Below are 15054 nucleotides of genomic sequence, written 5' to 3'. Positions count from 1 at the left end.
CATCAAGCATGGGCGCCTTGCACGGGCGCCCGCCTCGGGTGTTGGCGATCAGTCGGGTGCGCGCGACTTCTTCACGTCGGCGGCCGAGGGCTGGAAGCGCGCATCGGCGCCGTCCAGGTAGACGTAGTCCACCATCACGCCCTTGCCGCCCTCGTTCTTCGTCTTGCCGACGAAGGCGCCCATGGTGGACTGGTGGTCTTCGGCGCGGTAGGTGATCTTGCCGAAGGGGCTGTCCACCTGCAGGCCCTTGAACGCGGCGACCAGCTTGTCGGCGTCGGTGCTGCCAGCCTTGGCGATGCCGGCGGCGGCCGACATGATCATGCTGTAGCCCACCACCGAGCCCAGGCGCGGGTAGTCCTTGAACTTGGCCTGGTAGGCCTTCTCGAACGCCGCGTGCTCGGGCGTCTTGATCGAGTACCAGGGGTAGCCCGTGACGATCCAGCCGTCGGGCGCCTCGTCCTTGAGCGGGTCCAGGTACTCGGGTTCGCCGGTCAGCACGCTGACCACGGTGCGGTCCTTGAACAGGCCGCGGGTGTTGCCCTCCCGCACGAACTTGGTCAGGTCGGCACCGAACAGCACGTTGAAGATCGCGTCGGGCTTGGCATCGGCCAGCGCCTGCGCCACGCTGCCGGCATCGACCTTGCCCAACGGCGTGGCCTGCTCGGCGACGAACTCCACGTCGGGCTGCGCGGCCTTGAGCAACTGCTTGAACGCAGCCGTGGCCGACTGGCCGTACTCGTAGTTGGGGTAGACGATGGCCCAGCGCTTCTTCTTGAGCTTGGCGGCCTCGGGCACCAGCATGGCGGCCTGCATGTAGGTGCCGGGGCGCAGCCGGAAGGTGTAATGGTTGCCGCCTTGCCAGGTCATCTTGTCGGTGAGGGGCTCGCCGGCCAGGTAGAAGAACTTCTTCTGCTTGGCGAAGTCGGCCAGCGCCAAGCCGGTGTTCGACAGGAAGGCCCCGGCCAGCATGTCGACCTTCTCGCGCGAGACCAGTTCCTCGGCCATGCGCACGGTGTCGCCCGGGCTGCCGTTGTCGTCGCGCGTGATGAGCTCGACCTTCTTGCCGTTGACGCCGCCCTTGGCGTTGATCTCGTCCACGGCCAGGTCCATGCCCTTCTTGTAGGGCTCCAGGAAGGCGGGCTGCGCCTTGTAGCTGTTGATCTCGCCGATCTTGACCACGCCCTGGGCGTGGGCGGGGATGAGCGAGGCGAGCGCGAGAACCGATGCGGCGCTGAACACATGACGCAGGGATTTCATCGAGAGACTCCTAGGGGACGATGGACAGATTCTGGTGGCAGGAGCTTGCACTTCAGCGCAGCCCATCCTTGCCTTCGGCCTCGCTGGCCTGCAGCCCGCCGACACGTGGCAGCGGCCGGCCGCCGGCGGTGACCGACACCGCCACGACGATCTCGTTGGCGCGTGGTGCATCGGGCACGCGGGCCTCGATCGCGTCGAAATGGCTGCGCACGAAGGCGGCGTCCTTGTGGCCCAGCGGCACGTCGATGGCGCAGCCCATGCCGCCGACCTTCTTGGCCGAAGGCACGAGGGCCGCACCCTTCTCGACGGCGCGGCGCAGCGGCGCGCCGAGCTTGGGATGCAGGATGGCCGCAGCGTGCTCGAGCTCGCCGGCCTCGCCGACGATGGCGGCCTTGCCGTAGCCCTCGGCCTGGGCGGGCGTGATGCCCAGCGCTGCCACGCACTTGTCGCCGAGCAGCCCGCCGAGTTCCTCGCCGATGGCGATCAGCGCGTCGAGGTTCTCTTCGTATCGGCCGGCGAACGGGTTGGTGATGACGGCCATCGCGAGTGCGCGGCGCACCGGCGGCGTGACGGCGCGCCCCATTTCGAGGCGGGTTTCGTCGACTTGAACGATCAGTTTGCGGATCTCTGCGGGCATGGCAGCGGTTCAGGTTGCGAAGAGGTGGGCATTGTGCGATCTGCGGCAGTGCTTCCGGTTAGGTACTTTCATTAAGCAATTACTGCACCAACAGCCGATCTCCGGCATCCCCGGTGCTGCGCCAGCGGTCCTGGCAAACCAGCGCAGCATGCCAGATCAAGCCCTGCGCCCGCAAAGCCTCGGCGCGGGCCAGTCCGGCCTGCAGCGCCTGTGCGACCAGGGGCGCGGGCAGCGGCGGCACGCCGACCGTGACGAGGCGCCCGCCGAGGTCGCTGTCGTCCTTGATTTCGTTGGCAGGGCGGCGTGCGATGCGCGCGTCGGTCACGTCCACAGCATTGGCGATCACGGTGGCGGCGGCATCGGCGGTGGCCGCGTCGCGCGCCAGCACGGTCACGCTGTCGGCAATGCCCAGCGACTGGCTGCGGCCGCGCCAGCCGCTGGTGGCCACGCCGCGCACGGGCAGGTCGGCCGTGAGCGCGAACTGCGCGTCGGTGTGCAGCTGGCCGTTCTGCGCGGGCCGCCAGCGGGCGAGGTCGGCCCACAGGCCCACGCGCACCTGCTCGCCCGGCACCAGGTGGATGGCGATGTCGCCGCCGTTGTTGACCCAGGCCCGCGTGATGCCTGCGCCCGTGTAGTGCCCAAGGATCTCCTGGGCCACAGCGCCGGCCACGGCGGCCATGGATGTGATGAAGCTCCTGCGGTGGGGCGCGCAGGCCTGCCACATGCGGCGCGCGACAACGCCTTGCAGGGCGCAGTCGGCACTGACCGGTGCGCGCAGCAGCGGCAGTTCGGCCACGAGCTCGGCCAGCACCGTGGTGAAGCGCTGCCAGGCCGCGTCGTGCGCAGCTTGCACCGCATGGACATCGCCGTGCGCGGCGATGACGAGGTCGATGGGGCCGTGCTGGAAGTGTTCGCGGCCGTTGGCCAGCCGGCTGCGGCTCGGGCCCATGGTGCTGCGGCCTTCAGCCCAGCAGTGGCGCCTGTCCGAGGGGCCAGCCGTTGCCGGCGGCGGGCGGCAGCATGCGTCGCGCGCGCGGCGCGCCGTCGTTGTGCCAGGCGCCGTGTTGCAGCGTGTCCGACAGAGAACGCACCTGCTCCATGTGGCCGCCCAGGCGTTCGTAGTCGGACAGCCGCATCGTGAATTCCAGCGGTGCGACGATGGCCGGCGTGGGCACCGTGCCGAAGGCGTTGTCCGGCATGCGCATCACGTCGACCATCACGGTGATGCCGCCGCCAGGCCAGACGTAGCCCGGTGCACCGCCCAGCGTGACGTTCACGATGGACTGCTTGATGGCCTGCGTCAGCAGCACCGGGTTCTCGCTGACGCCTGCGCGCAGGCTGCCACCGGCGCCGCCCAGGAACAGCACCGTGGTCAGCGACGGCTCGCAGTTCTCGCCGATGCGTGCGACCACGTGCGCGACCTCGTCGGGCATGGGCCGGGGCTGCGGCACCAGTTGTTCGTCCAGCACGTACCAGGCGGCGTGCTCGCCGGTGGTGGAGACCATCAGCAGGCGCAGGCCGGGCCAGGCCGTGTCCGCCTCGCATTCCTCGATGATGGAGAGCGGGTCGGCGATGTCGGTGCCCCCCCAGCCCGTGCCGGGATTGGCCACCTGGAAGTAGCGGCCCGGCGTGGACTTGCGGCCGCGCACCTTGACGCCCGCCGCGCGCATGCCCAGGCAGCGGCCCGCCTGGTGTTCGGTCAGCACGCCCGTGATGTGGTCGTCGACGACGATGACCTCGTCGGCCACGCCATGGAACTGCCGCGCGAAGATGCCCACCGTGGCCGAGCCGCAGCCCACGCGCATGCGCTGCTCCAGCACACCGTTGACGATGGGCGCCCGACCGGCCTGCACCGTGAGTTGTGCGCCGCCATCGATCGTGAGGTCCACCGCCTGCTTGTTGCCCAGCAACTGCATCGCGTCCAGCGTGACGCGGCCTTCCTTCTTGCTGCCGCCCGTGAGGTGGTGCACGCCACCCAGCGACAGCATCTGCGAGCCGTACTCGGCGGTGGTCACATGGCCGATCACTTCGCCCTTGCAGCGCACATTGGCCTGCTCGGGGCCGAGCCAGCGGTCGGTGTCGATCTTGAGCTTGAGGCTGCAGTAGCTGAAGATGCCTTCGGTCACCACGGTGACCATGTCCACCCCGTCGGCCTCGGAGGCGACGATGAAGGGCGCAGGCTTGTAGTCGGGGTAGGTGGTGGAGGCGCCGATCCCGGTGACGAAAACCTGGGTGGCGGGCGCCAACGGCGCGGCTTCGTTCGCCTCGCGTGCCGTGAAGGGAACCAGCGGCTGCTCTGCGTCCAGCGTCCTTTGCAGCAGCACCACGGGGTCCACACGCACCAGCACGCCGTCCTCGTTGGCATAGCGGTCGCAGGCGCCGGTGCGGCCGCGGCCGATCTGGCACAGCACGGGGCAGGCATTGCACTCGACCTTGTCGCCGGCCATGCGCTCGTTGCGCGGCTTGGCGCGCTCCAGGCCCTGGGGCAGCAAGACCTCCGGCATGTCGGGAAGGCCGTCGGTCTTGGTGTGCTCGTTCAACATCGTGGGGCTCCGTTTCCGCTGGCGCGCCTTGCCGCATTTCAGCGTTTCATGTAGCATTCACTTAACGTGATTGCGGCCGATGCTACAGAGATTCATCCAGGGTCGCAAGCAGGCTGGCAAGGCAATAGCCATGCCGTCCGCATGCCGCAGGCAGCAGTGGCCGCGGTGGCATGTGAAAAAATCAGCCGTTTCACCTTTGCATCCAACAGTCCGAACGTCATGAGCGCATTCAACGAAGAGAAGGTCCTCTCCGTCCACCACTGGACCGACCGCTTGTTCAGCTTCACCACGACGCGTGATCCGTCGCTGCGCTTCTCGAACGGCCACTTCACGATGATCGGACTGCGCGGCGACAACGGCAAACCGCTGCTGCGCGCGTACAGCATCGCCAGCGCCAACTACGAAGACCATCTGGAGTTCCTGTCGATCAAGGTGCCGGACGGCCCGCTGACCTCCAAGCTCCAGCACATCCAGGTCGGCGATTCGGTCATCGTGGGCCGCAAGCCCACTGGCACGCTGGTGACCGACTACCTGCTGCCCGGCAAGCGGCTGTACCTGTTCGGCACGGGCACCGGCCTTGCACCGTTCCTGAGCATCGTGCGCGATCCGGACACCTACGACCGCTATGAACAAGTCATCGTGGTGCACGGCGTGCGCCAGGTCGACGAACTGGCCTACCACGACATGCTGACCGAGCACCTGCCCGCGCACGAGGTGCTGGGCGAGCTGGTCAGCAGCAAGCTGCGCTATTACCCGACCGTCACGCGCGAGTCGTACCGCAACATGGGCCGCATCACCGACCTGATCGAGAACGGGAAGATGTGCGCCGACCTGGGCCTGCCCCCGATCAACGCAGCGGAGGACCGCGTGATGCTGTGCGGCAGCCCGGCCATGCTGCGCGACCTCAAGGTCATGCTGGAGCACCGCGGCTTCAAGGAAGGCAACACCACGACGCCGGGCGACTTCGTCGTCGAACGCGCCTTCGTCGAGCAATAAGGCCGGCACCCCGCACATGCCCCGGCCCGCGAAGACTGTCGACGGCCAGCGCAAGCCGGGGGTGCGGGAACAGGCGGTCATCACCTCGCGCGCCAATCTGCTGCGCGCGGCCACACGGATCTTCGCCAAGCACGGCTTCGCCGGCGGGCGCGTGGGCCAGATCTCCAAGGCGGCCAAGTCCTACGACCGCATGATCTACTACTACTTCGGTAGCAAGGAAGGTCTGTACATCGCGGTCATCGAGGACATCTACCGGCGCATGAACGAGGCCGAGGAGGCGCTGCTGCTGGACGAGCACCAGCCCGTGGAATCGCTCAAGACGGTGGTGCGCTTCGTCTGCGGCTACTACCGCCGGCACCCCGAATTCGTCACGCTGCTCAACAACGAGAACCTGCTGCAGGGGCGCCACATCGCCAAGATGCAATCGGCCCGGCAGTACTCGTCGCCTGCGATCTCGGTGCTGCAGCTGCTGCTGGCGGCCGGCGTGGCGCAAGGCGTGTTCCGCGACGATGTGGCGGTGCACGACGTCTACATGATGATTGCTGCGCTGGGCTATTTTCCGCAGTCCAACCGCTTCACGCTGTCCGAATTCCTGGGCCAGCCCATCGATGACCCGGTGGCGTCCGCGCGCTGGGAAGCCTTCGTCGTCGATGCCGTGTTGCGCACCGTGATGCGCGAGCCCGTGCCGCACAACGAATCCCAGAGCCCCCACGGAGAAACCCCCTCATGGCAGAAGCCGCCGCCACCGCCACCTCCGGCAAAGTCGTCATCCGCAACATCGGACTGATGCTGTCGGGCGACATCGACCAGCCCATCCTCGAAGCCGACACCATCGTTGTGCACGATGGCCTGATCGCCGCCATCGGCAAGTACAAGGACTGCGATGTGGAGGGCGCCGCCACGGTTGTCGACGCCCGGCAGACCTGCGTCGCGCCCGGCCTCATCGACAGCCATGTGCACCCGGTGTTCGGCGACTGGACGCCGCGCCAGAACCAGTTGGGCTGGATCGAGTCCACGCTCCACGGCGGCGTGACCACCATGATTTCGGCTGGCGAGGTGCACCTGCCGGGCCGGCCCAAGGACATCGTCGGCTTGAAGGCTCTGGCCATCACGGCGCAGCGCGCGTTCGACAACTTCCGCCCCGGCGGCGTGAAGGTGCTGGCCGGCGCGCCGGTGATCGAGAAGGGCATGGTCGAGAGCGACTTCAAGGAACTGGCCGCCGCCGGCGTGGGTCTGCTCGGTGAAATCGGCCTGGGCTCGGTCAAGGGCGGCACCGAGGCAGCCACCATGGTCAAGTGGGCGCGCGCGGCCGGCATCCAGAGCACGATCCACACGGGCGGGCCGTCGATCCCGGGCTCGGGCCTGATCGACAAGGATGTGGTGCTCGAGGCCGATGCCGACGTGATCGGCCACATCAACGGCGGCCACACTTCCCTGTCCGAAGCCCATGTGTGCGAGCTCTGCGAGAAGTCCAGCCGCGCCATCGAGATCGTGCACAACGGCAATGAGCGCGTGGCCATCGCGGCCGCGCAGGCCGCGCTGCAACTCAAGTGCCCGCACCGCGTGATCCTGGGCACGGACGGGCCGGCCGGCTCGGGCGTGCAACCGCTGGGCATCCTGCGCATGGTGGCCATGCTGTCCAGCCTAGCGAACATCCCGGCGGAACTGGTGTTCTGCTTTGCGACCGGCAACACGGCCAAGATCCGCAAGCTCAACTGCGGGCTCATCGAGGTCGGCCGCGCAGCCGACTTCGTGTTCATGGACCGCGCGCAGCACACGGCCGGCCGCACGCTGCTTGAAAGCGTGCAACTGGGCGACATCCCGGGCGTCGGCATGGTCATGATCGACGGCATCGTGCGCTGTGGCCGCAGCCGCAATACGCCGCCGGCAACCGAAATTCCTGCCATCGTCTCGGGTGCGCACTGAAAATTGCGCTATAATTTATGGCTTCGCGGCTGTAGCTCAGTTGGATAGAGTACTTGGCTACGAACCAAGGGGTCGTGGGTTCAATTCCTGCCAGCCGCACCATATCGATGGGTCAGTCCTCACAAGGGACTGACCCATTTTCTTTTTCGGGATCGGTTTTTCCAGGGTGATCGAAAAAATCGGTATATAATTTTTGGCTTCGCGGCTGTAGCTCAGTTGGATAGAGTACTTGGCTACGAACCAAGGGGTCGTGGGTTCAATTCCTGCCAGCCGCACCAAATGGATGGGCCGGTCCTTGCAAAAGGACCGGCCCATTTTCTTTTGGCGGCCTTGTCAGCCATCGACTACAGCGGCACGCGCCATCCGACGATGCTGGCGCCCTGTCGCCCCTACGAAGATGCGGGGTCCATTGATGGGACACGCATGCTCGACACCCTTTCCCCACCGTTGCGACGGCGCCGCCTGGCCTCCGTGCCCACGCCGCATCCGGTGCCGCCCGTGCCGCCGCCGGTCGGCCCGTTCGACGACGAAGACCCCGTGAACCCGGAGCCCGGCACGCCCGTGCAGGAACCGCCGGACGAGGGCGATGTGCCCACGCGCCTGCCCGGCCACCCGGGCCGGCCCGTCCACGTGCAACGCCGCCACAGTGCCCGACATGAACACCCTGGTGCCTGACGGCCCGGCCCACGTGGTGACCGGCGTCGAGCTGGATGCGCGCGGCGAGGTGCGGCGGGTGCGCTGGTATTTGGCGGATGGCGGCGAGGTTGGCATGGCGGCGGGCGCGGCGCCGCGCCCGCTGTCGGGCGAGAGCGTGGTCGACACGCTCGAGGTGGTGGACAAGCTGCTGGAGGCCGAGCCCGTCGTCCCCCTCTTCCCGGGCCACGGCGGCGGCGTGGCGCACCAGGTGATCAAGGTCCACGTGCAGCCGGATGGCACGGAGCGGATCGAGGTCGACCCCTCACTGCCCGGGCGCAGGCTGCGCGATCTGCCGCGGCTGTAGCACAGGCGCGCGCCGGCCGTTTTGCCGGACACTCAGACCCATGAGCAAAGCCTTCACGAAGGAAAGCGACAGCGACGACGAGGACGAGCTGGCCCTGCCCGCGCTGCCGGCCGGCGGCAAGAACTACATCACGCCGCTGGGCTACGCGCGCTTGCGCGATGAACTGCTGGACCTGATCGACAGCGAGCGTCCCAAGGTCGTCGAGGTCGTGCACTGGGCCGCCAGCAATGGCGATCGTTCCGAGAATGGCGACTATCTGTATGGCAAGAAGCGGTTGCGCGAGATCGACCGCCGTATCCGCTTCCTGACGCGCCGGCTCGAGATCGCCGAGGTGACAGACCCCAGCGTGCACCATGGCAGCGACCAGGTGTTCTTCGGCGCCACCGTGACCTACACCGATGCGCAGGGCGAGGAGCAAACCATCACGATCCGCGGCATCGACGAGGCGAACAGCGCAGACGGCGAGGTCAGCTGGATCGCACCGATCGCGCGGGCGCTGCTGCGCGCGCGCGTGGGTGACGAGGTGCGCCTGCCGACGCCCGCGGGTGTGCGCGAGCTGGAGGTGCTGGAGGTGCGCTACCCGGCGCCGGCCGCAGGCTGATAGGGCGCAGGCGCGGCGCGCACGGCACGCAGCACCGCTGGCATGCGCTTGAGGTTGCGCAGCGCCGTTTCCAGGTGCGAACGATCGCGCACCGCCACCACGAAGCGCAGGTCCGATGCGTCCTGCGCCTCTTCCTGGCCCATGTCCATGTGCGTGATGTCGACCTCGGAAGAGGCCAGCGTCGCCGCCACACGGGCCAGCACGCCCTTGCCGTTGTTGACCGTGACGACGATGCCGGTCTCGAAGGTGCGCACTGGCTCGTCGGACCAGGCCACGGCGATGAAGCGCTCGCTGTCCTTGTACTGCAGGCGCTTGGCAGTGGCGCAGTCGGCGGTGTGCACGAACAGGCCCTCGCCGCGCCCCAGGTAGCCGACGATCTCGTCACCCGGCACGGGCCGGCAGCACCGCGCGAACTGCACCGATGCGTTCTCGCTGCCGTCGATCAGCACACCGCCTTGCGACACGGTTTCGTGCGCCGTGTAGCGCTCGCGCGTCATGAGCAGCGGGTCGGTCTTCACACCACCGCCCTCGGTCATGAGCACCTTGAGGCGCTTGGCGACGATGCTGGCAATGCGTTTGCCCAGGCCGATGTCGGTCATGAGCTCGGCGCGCGTGCGGTTGCCCGAGAAGCGCAGCAGCTTGTCCCAGATCGGCTGCCCGTCGGTGTCGTGGTCGGGCAGGGCCTCGATGCCTTCGGCGCGCACGGCCTGGGTCAACAGCTTCTCGCCCAGATCCTCCGACTCGGTGATGGCCCGGCTCTTGAGGTGGTGGCGGATTTTGGAGCGCGCCCGGCCGGTGCGCACGAAGCCGAGCCACGCCGGGTTGGGTGCCGAGATCGGCGCGGTGATGACCTCGACCACGTCGCCGTTGTGCAATTCGGTGCGCAGCGGCGCCTGGTCGCCATTGATGCGCGCCGCCACCGTGCGGTCGCCCACGTTGCTGTGGATCGCGTAGGCGAAGTCGACAACGGTCGCGCCGCGCGGCAACGCCATGATCTGGCCCTTGGGCGTGAACACGTAGACGGCGTCCGGGAACAGGTCGACCTTGACGTGGTCCCAGAACTCGGACGCATCGCGCGTTTCCTGCTGGATGTCCAGCAGCGACTGCAGCCACTGCGTGCCCATGCGGTCGGTGGTGGCGCTGCCCGGATGGTTGGCCTTGTAGAGCCAGTGCGCCGCGACGCCCGATTCGGCCACCACGTGCATGGCGTCCGTGCGCATCTGGAACTCGATGTTGATGTTGGACGGCCCCACCAGCGTGGTGTGCAGCGACTGGTAGCCGTTGGCCTTGGCGATCGCGATGTGGTCCTTGAAGCGGCCCGGCACGGGCTTGTACAGCTGGTGCAGCACGCCGAGCGCGGTGTAGCAGTCGGTCACCCCGGGCACGATCACGCGAAAGCCGTAGATGTCGTTGACCTGGGCGAACGACAGGTGCTTGTCGTCCATCTTGCGGAAGATGGAATAGAGCGTCTTTTCCCGCCCGGCGATGCGCACCTTCATGCCGGCGTTGGCGAAGGCAGCCTCCACCTCCTGCTGTACCTTCTGCACCAGGTCTCGGCGCCGGCTGCGTGCCTTGGCCACGGCCTTGGCCAGCACGCCGTGCCGCCAGGGCATCAGGTGCTGGAACGCCAGCTCCTGCAGCTCGCGGTAGGTCACGTTCAGGCCCAGCCGGTGGGCGATGGGCGCGTAGATGTCCAGCGTTTCCTTGGAGATGCGGCCCCACTTGCTGCGCGGCATGTCGCCCATGGTGCGCATGTTGTGGGTGCGGTCGGCCAGCTTGATCAGGATCACGCGCACGTCGCGCGCCATGGCCAACAGCATCTTGCGGAAGGACTCGGCCTGGTTCTCCTCGCGCGTGTTGAACTGCAGCTTGTCCAGCTTGGTCAGCCCGTCCACCAGCTCGGCCACCGGCGCGCCAAAGCGCTCGATGAGCTCGGGCTTGGTCACGCCGCAATCCTCCATCGCGTCGTGCAGCAGCGCGGCCATCAGCGCCTGGGCGTCGAGCTTCCAGGCCGCGCATTGCGTGGCCACGGCGATCGGATGCGTGATGTAGGGCTCGCCGCTGGAACGCAGCTGGCCCAGGTGGGCTTCATCGGCGAAGCGGTAGGCCTGGCGCACCTGCTCGACGCCCTGGGCATCGAGGTAGTCCAGGCTGGCGGTGAGGGCGGCAAAGCTGGCTGCGGCAGCATTGGCCGCGGCAGGGTTGGCGGGCGCAAGAGCCGGCGGCGGTGTCCTGTCTGCAGTGGTGGGCAACGCGGCATTCATGCGCTTACTGTAGCTTGCGGGCCCAGGACAGCAGGCCGCCAAACAAAAAGGCACCGCGATGCGGTGCCTTTTGGTGCTTCGTCAGCCGAAGCGGATGCCGCTCAGCTCGGCACCTTCTTAAGCATTTCCAGGCCGACCTTGCCGGCTGCGATCTCGCGCAGTGCCGTCACGCCAGGCTTGTTCTTGCTCTCGATCTTGGGGGCATGGCCCTGGCTCAGCATGCGGGCGCGGTAGGTCGCGGCCAGCACCAGCTGGAAGCGGTTGGGAATCTGCTCGAGGCAGTCTTCGACGGTGATGCGGGCCATGGTGGACTCCAGTCCTCTTCAGAGGATGTGCAGGGATTTGAAGGTGTCGGCCCTGGCGCGCACCTGCGCCAGGTATTTGAGTCGCTGGGCGTGCACGATGGTTTTCAAGTCGAAAACGGCCCGGTCGAACAACTCGTTGATTATAACGAAGTCGAAGTTTTCGGCCTGGGCCATCTCCACGGCGGCGTTTTTGAGCCGCAGTTCGATCACCTCAGGGGCGTCCTCGCCGCGGCGCTCCAGGCGCGAGCGCAGTTCCTCCCAGCTCGGCGGCAGGATGAAGACCAGCACCGCGTTGGCGAAGGTTTTCTTGATCTGCATCGCGCCCTGGAAGTCGATCTCCAGGATCACGTCGGCGCCCTGGGCGATGCGGTCTTCGATGGCCTTCTTGGAGGTGCCGTAGCGCCGTCCATGGACATGCGCCCACTCGACGAAGCCGTCGGTGGCGACCATGGCGTCGAAATCGGCGTCGGGCACGAAGAAGTACTCGCGGCCGTGCTTTTCCTGGCCGCGCGGCGGGCGCGTCGTGTGCGAAACCGAGGGCTGGATGCGCGCGTCGATCTCCAGGAGCGCCTTGACCAGGCTGGACTTGCCGGCCCCACTCGGGGCTGCGACGACGATCAGGTTGCCGGGATAGTCCATGGCGAACGGGAGGCTGAAAAGGCGGCCGAGTTTAGCAGTGCGTCCTACAGCGGCAGTGCCAGCGCGAGGTCGGCCGTAGGGTAGGCCACGCAGGGCAGGATCCAGCCCTCGCGCTTTTCGTCCAGCGACAGCCCCGGCCAGGCGATGTGGTAGGCCACGCTGCCGGCCTCCATCAGGCAGATGCAGCTGCGGCAGGTGCCGTTGCGGCAGGAACTCTCCATCGCCAGGCCCGCACGCTCGGCCGCCAGCAGCACGGGCAGGCCTGTGGGCGCCTCGAATTGCACAGGGTCCGCGCCGGGCCGCTGCAGCCGCACGGTGAAGGTGGCAGACATGGGCGGCGAGTGTAGGGCGCGGCTTGCGGCGACAATCGAGGGCTTTTTCAGCCTCTTCCGCACCCACATGTCGTTCTACGAAGTCCGTCCCGCCGAGAAGCGCGACGCCCAAGCCATCGTCGATGTCCACGCCGCCGCCACGTTGGCGGCCTATGCCGGCATCGTGCCGGAGGAATTGCTGAACGCCCAGCCCGTGGCCAAACGCCTGCAGCAATGGCGCGAGGCAATCGAGTTCGGCGATCCGCAGGTCTACCTGGCCCGGGCCGACGGCAAGGTGGTGGGCTTCGTCGCCTTCGACCGTTCCCGCGACAAGGGCACCAAGCCCACCGTGGGCGAGGTCTGGGCCATCCACGTGCTGCCCGAGCACTGGGGCAAGGGTGCGGGCCTGGCCCTGTGGGACGCCGCGCGCGAAGGCCTGGACGTCGAGGGCTGCACCAGCGTGACGGTCTGGATTCCGCTGCGCAACGAGCGCGCGCTGCGCTTCTTCGACCTCGCGGGCTTCAAGCGCGAACTCAACACGGCACGCACCACGCCGTTCGGCGACATCCGCATCGAAGAGATGCGGCTCAAGCGCGCCGTCGACTGAGCGCCTAGGTTCCGACCGGCCCGCCGTCTTCGCGGCGGATGGCCAAGGTCGCCGAGCGCGGGCGGCCACCATCCGGCCAGGTCGAATACCTGGTGACTTCGTCCGGCGCGCTGCGGTCCGAGGGCGGCTCGCCCGGGTGCTGGATGTTCACGAACAGCGTGCGGCCGTCCGGCGCCATCGTGGCGCCCGTGATCTCGCAGTTCACCGGCCCTGTGAGAAAGCGCCGCACCTCGCCCGTGGCCGGGTCGCAGGCCAGCATCTGGTTGTTGCCCATGGCCTGCATCTCGCCGCGGCGCATTTCGCCGGCCGACGCGTCGGTCTGGATCCAGAGCAGGCCACGTGCGTCCAGCAGCAGGCCATCGGGGCAGGCAAACAGATCGCCGCGGATGGTGCCCTGCGCCTCGGGCCGCGGGTTGGCCGGGTCGCCGGCCAACAGCAGGTGGTCCCAACGCATGCGCGTGGCGTCGAAATCGCCGTCCTCGTGCCAGCGGATGACCTGGCCCATCACGTTGTTGGCGCGCGGGTTGGCCGCGTCCACGCCGGGCTGGCCCGGCGCGCCACGCGCACTGTTGTTGGTCAGCGTGCAATAGACCGTCTTGCGGGCCTGGTCGATGGCCAGCCACTCGGGCCGGTCCATGCGCGTGGCGCCCAGCAGGTCCGCGGCCTGCCGCGTCCGCACCAGCACCGCGCCCTGGTCGGCGAAGCCGGCCGCGGCCGTGAGGAGGCCTTCGCCATGCACCAGCGGCAGCCAGCGGCCCGTGCCGTCGGCGTCGAAGCGGGCCACGTACAGCGTGCCGTCGTCCAGCAGATGGCGGTTGGCCTGGGCGGCGCTCTGGCCGGCGGAAGCAGGCGCGATCCGATCGCGGCTCACGAACTTGTAGATGTATTCGAAGCGCGCGTCCTCGCCCGAATAGACCACGGCGCGGCCGTCCGCAGTGGTCGCCACCCAGGCGCCCTCGTGCGCGCCGCGGCCCAGGGCCGTGCGCTTGATGGGCGCGGCGCCCGGCTCCATGGGATCGACTTCGACGATCCAGCCGAAGCGGTGGAACTCGTGGGGATGCTGGCGCGCATCGAAGCGCGCGTCGTGCTCGGGCCAGCGGAAGAAGGCCTGCTCCGTCATGCCCCAGCGCCGCTGGTCTGCATCGCGGTCGCGGCCACCCGCGAAGTAGAAGCGGAAGTTCTCTTCGCCCGCGAGATAGGTGCCCCAGGGCGTGGTGCTGCCCGCGCAGTTGTTGAGCGTGCCGCGCACCGTGCGGCCGGACGGGTCGTCTGCCGTGCGCAACAGGGCATGCCCGGCCGCCGGGCCCGCCACCATGCAAGGCGTGTCGGCCGTGATGCGCCGGGCGAAACGGCTGGGCCGCTGCAGCTGCCAGCGGCCGTCGGCCAGCGCCACCTCGACCACCGACAGCCCGTGCGCCGCCTGCGACTTGCGCACCTTCTGCGCCGTCCACGGCGCCATGCCGCCCGGGTGCAGCATGCCGTCGTCCGTGTACTCGTGGTTGATGACCAACAGGCCGCGCTGGCCGCCGTCCAACGCGAAGAAGCCCATGCCGTCGTGGTGCATGCCCAGTTGCAGCGCCTGCTCCTCGGCGCTGTTCGAGAGGTCGTCACGGAAAGCCGGCATGGCGCCCGCCACGCCCACGGGCTCGCCCCAGGGCGCCAGCACCTGGGCGACGTAGCCGCGCGGCACCACCACGCGGTCGGCGACCGAGGCCGGGATGCCTTCGAAGCCGATGCGCCCGCCCGTGCCGCTGGACGCGGTGGCGCAACCCGCCATGGGCCCCAGCAGCGCCGCCGCCGCCGCGCCGAGGCCGCCCTGCAGCCACAGCCGGCGCGCCGGATCGGACACCGCCGCCAGGGCCGGGTTGCCCGAGCGGTTGCTGTGTTCCATGCGGCTGAAGTCCTTGGCCATCGCGTTCCTGGTGGTTCCTGCCCCTGTGGCATGCTGCGCGTCCATTGTCACGCGCC

At 68.3% G+C, this 15054-nt stretch carries 16 protein-coding genes and 2 tRNA genes; 9 read left to right on the top strand and 9 right to left on the bottom strand.

The features are described 5' to 3' along the window. Positions 1 to 48: 48 nt before the first annotated feature. The 4 genes from DES41_RS05620 to DES41_RS05605 all read right to left on the bottom strand — a co-directional run bounded on the left by DES41_RS05620 (position 49) and on the right by DES41_RS05605 (position 4434). On the bottom strand, positions 49 to 1257 hold the full coding sequence (locus DES41_RS05620; protein ID WP_114466577.1) for an ABC transporter substrate-binding protein: 1209 nt from the start codon (positions 1255 to 1257) through the stop codon (positions 49 to 51). A gap of 52 nt (positions 1258 to 1309) precedes the next feature. Then, positions 1310 to 1894, bottom strand: coding sequence for an amino acid synthesis family protein (locus tag DES41_RS05615; RefSeq protein ID WP_114466576.1), 585 nt, complete (start codon positions 1892 to 1894; stop codon positions 1310 to 1312). 79 nt (positions 1895 to 1973) lie between these two features. After that, positions 1974 to 2843: a UPF0280 family protein gene (locus DES41_RS05610; RefSeq protein WP_114466575.1), complete on the bottom strand. Its 870-nt coding sequence runs from the start codon at positions 2841 to 2843 to the stop codon at positions 1974 to 1976. 13 nt (positions 2844 to 2856) lie between these two features. Then, entirely contained in the window at positions 2857 to 4434 is a 1578-nt protein-coding gene (locus tag DES41_RS05605) for a 6-hydroxynicotinate reductase (RefSeq protein WP_114466854.1), read from the bottom strand. Between the two features lie 222 nt (positions 4435 to 4656). Here DES41_RS05605 and DES41_RS05600 point away from each other — a divergent pair, with 222 nt between their 5' ends. The 8 genes from DES41_RS05600 to greB all read left to right on the top strand — a co-directional run bounded on the left by DES41_RS05600 (position 4657) and on the right by greB (position 8960). Next, entirely contained in the window at positions 4657 to 5433 is a 777-nt protein-coding gene (locus DES41_RS05600) for a ferredoxin--NADP reductase (protein ID WP_114466853.1), read from the top strand. A gap of 16 nt (positions 5434 to 5449) precedes the next feature. After that, a complete protein-coding gene (locus tag DES41_RS05595) occupies positions 5450 to 6220 on the top strand; it encodes a TetR/AcrR family transcriptional regulator (RefSeq protein ID WP_114466574.1) in 771 nt (256 codons plus the stop codon). Beyond that, positions 6160 to 7359, top strand: a complete 1200-nt coding sequence (locus tag DES41_RS05590; RefSeq protein WP_114466573.1) for an amidohydrolase family protein — start codon at positions 6160 to 6162, stop codon at positions 7357 to 7359. The genes DES41_RS05595 and DES41_RS05590 overlap by 61 nt, the downstream gene beginning before the upstream one ends. Positions 7360 to 7384: 25 nt before the next feature. Then, positions 7385 to 7461 (top strand) — tRNA-Arg (locus DES41_RS05585). Positions 7462 to 7560: 99 nt separating this feature from the next. Beyond that, positions 7561 to 7637, top strand: a tRNA-Arg gene (locus DES41_RS05580). Between the two features lie 145 nt (positions 7638 to 7782). Beyond that, positions 7783 to 8034: a hypothetical protein gene (locus DES41_RS05575; protein ID WP_147282797.1), complete on the top strand. Its 252-nt coding sequence runs from the start codon at positions 7783 to 7785 to the stop codon at positions 8032 to 8034. After that, complete coding sequence (locus DES41_RS05570; RefSeq protein ID WP_114466571.1) at positions 8015 to 8359, top strand: hypothetical protein; 345 nt, start codon at positions 8015 to 8017, stop codon at positions 8357 to 8359. The genes DES41_RS05575 and DES41_RS05570 overlap by 20 nt, the downstream gene beginning before the upstream one ends. A 40-nt stretch (positions 8360 to 8399) precedes the next feature. After that, on the top strand, positions 8400 to 8960 hold the full coding sequence (gene greB / locus DES41_RS05565) for a transcription elongation factor GreB (protein WP_114466570.1): 561 nt from the start codon (positions 8400 to 8402) through the stop codon (positions 8958 to 8960). Here greB and DES41_RS05560 read toward each other — a convergent pair. From DES41_RS05560 to DES41_RS05545, 4 genes are all read right to left on the bottom strand, one after another. Further along, a complete protein-coding gene (locus DES41_RS05560; RefSeq protein WP_114466569.1) occupies positions 8936 to 11224 on the bottom strand; it encodes a RelA/SpoT family protein in 2289 nt (762 codons plus the stop codon). The genes greB and DES41_RS05560 overlap by 25 nt on opposite strands. Positions 11225 to 11325: 101 nt before the next feature. Then, complete coding sequence (gene rpoZ / locus DES41_RS05555; RefSeq protein WP_056669554.1) at positions 11326 to 11529, bottom strand: DNA-directed RNA polymerase subunit omega; 204 nt, start codon at positions 11527 to 11529, stop codon at positions 11326 to 11328. Positions 11530 to 11547: 18 nt separating this feature from the next. After that, positions 11548 to 12168 (bottom strand): guanylate kinase, encoded by a 621-nt coding sequence (gene gmk / locus DES41_RS05550; protein ID WP_114466568.1) that lies wholly within the window; start codon positions 12166 to 12168, stop codon positions 11548 to 11550. 44 nt (positions 12169 to 12212) lie between these two features. Further along, entirely contained in the window at positions 12213 to 12500 is a 288-nt protein-coding gene (locus tag DES41_RS05545) for a 2Fe-2S iron-sulfur cluster-binding protein (protein ID WP_114466567.1), read from the bottom strand. 67 nt (positions 12501 to 12567) lie between these two features. On the opposite strand from DES41_RS05545, the gene DES41_RS05540 reads away from it, so the two are divergent. Beyond that, positions 12568 to 13086 carry a GNAT family N-acetyltransferase gene (locus tag DES41_RS05540; RefSeq protein ID WP_114466566.1) on the top strand — a complete coding sequence of 173 codons (519 nt, stop codon included), beginning with the start codon at positions 12568 to 12570 and terminating at the stop codon, positions 13084 to 13086. Positions 13087 to 13090: 4 nt separating this feature from the next. On the opposite strand, the gene DES41_RS05535 is transcribed toward DES41_RS05540, so the two are convergent. Further along, on the bottom strand, positions 13091 to 14998 hold the full coding sequence (locus tag DES41_RS05535; protein WP_114466565.1) for a PhoX family protein: 1908 nt from the start codon (positions 14996 to 14998) through the stop codon (positions 13091 to 13093). Positions 14999 to 15054 lie beyond the last annotated feature (56 nt).

This window comes from Pseudorhodoferax soli, from assembly GCF_003337555.1.
In the GTDB taxonomy this organism is placed as follows: Bacteria; Pseudomonadota; Gammaproteobacteria; order Burkholderiales; family Burkholderiaceae_C; genus Pseudorhodoferax; species Pseudorhodoferax soli.
The sequence above is the reverse complement of the archived record's forward strand: the minus strand, read 5'-3'. Positions and strand labels throughout refer to the sequence as shown.